At 70.7% G+C, this 4,060-nt stretch carries 5 protein-coding genes; 4 read left to right on the top strand and 1 reads right to left on the bottom strand.

The annotated features are described in order from the left end of the window. A partial coding sequence (locus H0487_RS22020; protein ID WP_220793685.1) for a hypothetical protein occupies window positions 1-270 on the bottom strand: 270 nt, incomplete at its 3' end. A gap of 106 nt (window positions 271-376) precedes the next feature. Between H0487_RS22020 and H0487_RS22015 the strand changes: the two genes are divergently transcribed. The 4 genes from H0487_RS22015 to H0487_RS22000 form a co-directional block, all read left to right on the top strand. Beyond that, window positions 377-1,609: a toxic anion resistance protein gene (locus H0487_RS22015; protein WP_183096349.1), complete on the top strand. Its 1,233-nt coding sequence runs from the start codon at window positions 377-379 to the stop codon at window positions 1,607-1,609. 8 nt (window positions 1,610-1,617) lie between these two features. After that, window positions 1,618-2,145, top strand: coding sequence for a hypothetical protein (locus tag H0487_RS22010; RefSeq protein WP_183096348.1), 528 nt, complete (start codon window positions 1,618-1,620; stop codon window positions 2,143-2,145). Continuing rightward, the gene (locus tag H0487_RS22005; protein ID WP_246384286.1) at window positions 2,142-3,821 is read left to right on the top strand and encodes an AAA family ATPase; all 1,680 of its coding nucleotides are present in this window, start codon (window positions 2,142-2,144) and stop codon (window positions 3,819-3,821) included. The genes H0487_RS22010 and H0487_RS22005 overlap by 4 nt, the downstream gene beginning before the upstream one ends. Next, on the top strand, window positions 3,818-4,060 hold a 243-nt coding region (locus tag H0487_RS22000), incomplete at its 3' end, for a hypothetical protein (RefSeq protein WP_183096347.1). The genes H0487_RS22005 and H0487_RS22000, both read left to right, overlap by 4 nt.

Below are 4,060 nucleotides of genomic sequence, written 5' to 3'. Positions count from 1 at the left end.
CGCTGCGCGGACGCCCGCCTGGATGGTGGCGAAGCTGCCGGAGGCGCCGACGCAGTGCACGGTGGAACCACAGGCCCGCCGGGCGGGTCCACCGGTCAACGGGGGGCTCCAGTCCAGCTCCGGCGGGACCAGCACGGTGGTCGCCGCCTGGGCCGGCGGTGCGACCGCGGTACCGACCACGACAGCCGTCGCGGGTGCGATCAGCAGCAGGACGGAGGCGAGCATCAGGGCGCGTCGTGGTGCACGAGCGTCCGCGGTCGTGGATGTCATGGCCCGACGCTACGGAGGACCGCGCCCCAGCGGGCTGGGTTGGCCAGTCCTTTACCCAGGGGAATCCCTGAGTGTGGACCCTTCATTTGGTGGATAGTCTCCAGTCATGACCACCGATGGTTCCCAGGCGGCTGCCCCCGAGCCCAGCCCGCTCGCCCCTCCCGAGCCTGTCCTGACCCTCACCGCCCCCGAGGCGCCGAAGCCGATCGCCGAGACCGCCGCGCCCAAGATGGCGCCCCAGGTCGCGGCCGAGATGGTCCCCGAGCTCGACGCCAAGGTCGACGGCTTCCTCGACGCCCTCACCAACGAGAAGATCGGCAGCCCCGGGTTCGCCGCGCAGGCCGAGAACGTGCGGACGATGGGCGACGCCGACATCCGCAAGGCGGCCGAGACGTCCAACCGGATGCTCGACAAGCCGGTCAGCGCCCTCAAGGAGGGCGGCATCTCTCAGGGCTCCAACGTCGGCAAGACCCTGCTCGAGCTCCGCCGCACCATCGAGGACCTCGACCCCGGTCAGGCGACCGGCGCGAAGAAGTGGTGGGACAAGCTGCCCTTCAACGACAAGATCGAGGACTACTTCCGCAAGTACCAGTCCTCGCAGAGCCAGCTCAACGGGATCCTGCACCACCTCCGCAGCGGCCAGGACGAGCTGACCAAGGACAACGTGGCGCTCAACCTGGAGAAGACGAACCTCTGGGCGACGATGGGCCGACTCAACCAGTACATCTACGTCTCCGAGCGCCTCGACGCCAAGCTGTCGGCCAAGATCGCGGAGCTCGAGCTGAGCGACCCCGAGGGTGCCAAGACGCTCTCCCAGGACGTGCTGTTCTACGTGCGCCAGAAGCACCAGGACCTGCTGACCCAGCTCGCGGTGTCGATCCAGGCCTACCTGGCGATCGACATCATCATCAAGAACAACATCGAGCTCATCAAGGGTGTCGACCGCGCCACCACGACCACGATCTCGGCGCTCCGGACAGCGGTCATCGTCGCGCAGGCGCTCAACAACCAGAAGCTGGTCCTCGACCAGATCACCGCCCTCAACACGACGACGTCGAACCTGATCCAGAAGACGTCGGAGATGCTCAAGGACAACTCCGCGAAGATCCAGGAGCAGGCGGCGTCCTCGACGATCGGCATCGAGCAGCTGCAGGCGGCGTTCGCCAACATCTACGCGACGATGGACTCCATCGACGAGTTCAAGCTCAAGGCGCTCGACACCATGTCCACGACCATCGGCGTCCTGGAGAGCGAGGTCGAGAAGTCGAAGTCCTACCTCGAGCGGGTCCAGAAGCACGACCAGCGCAACGCCGCCGGCACGCTCGACATCAAGGGCTGATCTACGACGTGGGACTCGGGTCGTGGTTCCGGAAGGTCCGCGGCAAGGACGCCACGGAGGGAGGCGCAGGCGGCTTCGTCGCGCCGCCCCCGCCGACCGACAAGGACATCATCGCGGCGCTCAACCGCGTCAACGCGATGCTCCAGGAGGGCAACGCGCCCCCGGTGGTGATCTCGCGCGTCGTCAAGATCGCGCGCACGATCCACCAGACGCTGCCGCGCCTGCCCGGTCTCGGGGTCGGCAGCTATGACGGCTACTCGATCATGGCGACCGCCACGGAGTACCTCCCCGAGGCGGTCGGGGGCTACCTCCGGCTGCCGCGCGAGTGGGCCGACACCCGGCCCGTCGACGGCAACAAGACCTCGCTGATGGTCCTCATCGGGCAGCTCGAGCTGCTCAGCGTGACGATGGACAAGATCTTCGACGCCGCCAACCGGGCCGACGCCCAGGCGCTCATCGCGCACGGCAAGTTCCTCGAAGCCAAGTTCGGCCACTCGTCCACGGGTGGCCCCGACCTCACCTTGGGAGCACCATGAGCGACTCCTTGGCGGAGTGCCTGGACGGGCTCGCCGCCGCCGCCCGCGCGGCCGGCCTCGACGAGGCCGCCGCGCGCACCGAGGGCGAGGCGATGGCCGCGACCGTCGCCGAGCGCTCCAAGGGCGCCTTCGTCGACTGGTGCGAGCAGGTCGGCAAGCCGGGCGCGACCGAGGAGTTCTTCCTCGCCGCCAAGCAGGGCAACCGGTTCCGCGCGGGCCCCACGCCGCTGATGGGCCAGCTGGCGGTCAACCGCTCCGAGCACGCCCCGGCGTACGCCAAGGCGCTCGGCGAGGTCGCCCTCGCGGCGACCCTGCTCGGGCAGCCCGGGCCCGAGGCCGTCGGCACCGCCACGATGGCGACCGCGGCCCAGCTCGGCGAGGCCCGATCGTTCACCCCGTCGGCGACCGGTCCGGGCGCCTTCGAGCTGCCGACCCGGCAGTCCGTGCCGGGGGTGGGCGACGAGATGCTCGACCAGGTGCGCCGGATGGGCGACCAGGTACGACGTCAGCTCGAGGCGATGGGCGGACCGGTGCCGACCATACCCGGGCTCGACCAGCCGACGCCTGGACCGACCGGAGCTCCGGTCGCGCCGGTCACCCCCACGGCCGACGCTCCTGCCACGACCGCCGACGGCGTCCAGACCCAGGCGCAGGAGCCGGAGACGCCGGTCGCGGAGGAGCCGAAGCCCGAGGAGCCGACCAAGACGGTCGAGGAGCTTCTCGCCGAGCTCGACGCGCTCATCGGCCTCAAGAACGTCAAGGACGAGATCCACCGGCAGGCCGCGGTCCTGCGGGTCGAGGGCCTGCGCAAGAAGGCCGGCCTCGACACCCCGACGATCACCCGACACCTGGTCTTCAACGGCAACCCCGGCACCGGCAAGACGACCGTGGCCCGGCTGGTCGCCGGCATCTACCGGGCCCTCGGCCTGCTCTCGAAGGGCCAGCTCGTCGAGGTCGACCGCTCCGAGCTGGTGGCCGGCTACCTCGGCCAGACCGCGCAGAAGACCGCTGACGTCGTGAAGTCCGCCGAGGGCGGCGTGCTCTTCATCGACGAGGCCTACTCGCTCTCCGGGGACCAGTACGGCAAGGAGGCGATCGACACCCTGGTCAAGGAGATGGAGGACAAGCGCGACGACCTCGTCGTCATCGTCGCCGGCTACCCGCTGCCGATGGCCGTCTTCATCTCCGAGAACCCCGGCCTCGAGAGCCGCTTCCGGACGATGATCGAGTTCGCGAACTACTCCGACGACGAGCTGGCCGCGATCTTCACCCAGATGGCCGAGGGCGCCGACTTCGACGCGGGGGAGGACGTCGTCGCCCGGCTGCGTGAGCTCCTCGCCGAGGCCCCGCGCGGTCCGTCGTTCGGCAATGCCCGCTACGTCCGCAACATGCTCGAGGCCGCGATCGGCCACCACGCCTGGCGGCTGCGCGACATCAAGGAACCCACGCTCGACCAGCTCCGCGCGCTCGAGGCCGCCGACCTGGTGGCGCCCGAGGAGGAGGACGAGGAGCCGGTGGTCAACCCCGACGGCACCCTGGTGCCGCCCGCCGATGCCGTGCCGCCCGAGGTCGTGGACGCGCTGACCGACCCCCTGCCCGACCAGGGGGAGCCGGCGCCGCTGGACGCCGAGGAGCCGACGGCCCGCGCCGACCGCGCGCAGGAGGAGACCCCATGACCCAGTCCGCCGCCGCACCGCCGCCCCCGGGGCCCCAGCCGGCGCCCGCAGCCCCGGCGTCGCCCGCCGCCGCCGCGCAGGGCCTCTGGCCCGCGCCCACCGGCAAGCCCGTCGGCGCCGGGGTGTCGGACACCCCCACGCTGCTCAACCGCCTCCAGATCATCGGCATGACGGCGGTGCTGCTGTTCGGCCTGCTCAGCGGACTGGTCCAGTTCCTCTCGTACCAGGCCGACGGCCGC

It is taken from the genome of Nocardioides stalactiti (genome assembly GCF_014180715.1).
Lineage (GTDB): Bacteria > Actinomycetota > Actinomycetes > Propionibacteriales > Nocardioidaceae > Nocardioides > Nocardioides stalactiti.
This window is presented reverse-complemented; position numbering and strand designations above follow the sequence as displayed.